Annotated in this window: 1 protein-coding gene; it reads left to right on the top strand. The window is 36.0% G+C overall.

What is annotated here, in order from left to right; translation table 11 throughout:
- Positions 1–1359 (top strand): condensation domain-containing protein (locus tag ACWGOQ_RS24060; protein WP_458202902.1); only part of this gene is annotated, 1359 nt, incomplete at both ends.

Genomic DNA, 1359 nt, shown 5'->3' with positions numbered 1-1359 from the left:
AAACGATTCGGGGCAAGAATCTTCTGATGCTATAGCTATTCCGGTTGTTGCTGAAGCAGATTCGTATGAGTTATCCTCATCTCAATATAGGTTATGGGTTTTAAGTCAGTTTGATCAATCCAGTAGTGCTTATCATATGATTTCGTGTGATGATTTACGAGGGGATTATGATATTTCGAATTTTAAAAGGGCGATTGATTCTGTTTTAGCTCGTCATGAGATTTTGCGTACTGTTTTTCGGGAAGATTCTTCGGGTACTTTACGTCAATGGGTTTTACCCTTATGTGATTTAGGTTTTAGTATTTCTTATGAGGATTACCGTGAATTTTCGGATGCTGATTTGAGGGTTTCTCAGTATGTTGAGGAAGATTCATACAAGCCATTTGATTTATCGAATGGGCCTTTGTTACGAGCTAGTTTACTTCATGTTTCGGATGATCATTATGTTTTTTATTACAATATGCATCATATCATTAGTGATGGCTGGTCTATGGAGATTTTGACTCGTGATATTATGCATTATTATGAGTCTTATTGTTCGGGTTTGCCTGTTGATTTAGGAGATTTACGGATACAGTTTAAGGATTATTCTGGTTGGGAGCAATCGCGTTTACGTTCTGGCGCATATGATAAGGACAAGTTCTTTTGGTTAGATAAGTTATCTGGAGAGTTACCATTATTAGATTTACCGACTCAGCAGTTACGGCCTAAGGTTATGACCTCTAATGGGGAGAAGTTACAGGGTTATTTGTCAAAAGATGTTAAGGATGACTTAGTTTCCTTTTGTCATCAACAGGGAGGTAGTTTATTTATGGGTTTGTTGGCTGTTTGGAATATTTTATTTTACAAATATACCTCTCAGCGAGATATTATCATTGGTACTCCTGTTGCAGGTCGTGATCATTCTGATTTATCGGATCAGATAGGTTTTTATGTTAACACATTGGCTTTACGGAATCAGGTTGATCCTTCATTGAGTTTTCGGGATTTTTATTTAGAGTTACAATCCTCGACATTATTGAGTTATCAACATCAGATGTATCCTTTTGGTAGTTTGGTAGAAGATTTAGGTTTGTTTAGAGATACGAGTCGTAGTGCTGTTTTTGATGTTATGGTTACGTTACAGAACAGGGACAAGCATTATGATGATTTTGTATTACCAGATGATCAGGTTACTGAGATTAAATATTTGGGTCATACGATTCCTAAGTTTGATTTAGATATAGATTTTCAGGAGGTTGGCGATTGTCTTTTTTATGATGTTGCCTATAATAGTGATGTTTATGATCGAGATATGATAGAGGGTATGATGGGGCATTTTAATTTATTGGTATCCTCATTATTATCTTCTCCTGATGT

This window comes from Aquimarina ulvae, from assembly GCF_053613295.3.
Note: the sequence above shows the minus strand (reverse complement) of the source record. Positions and strands in the feature narration are given on the sequence as shown.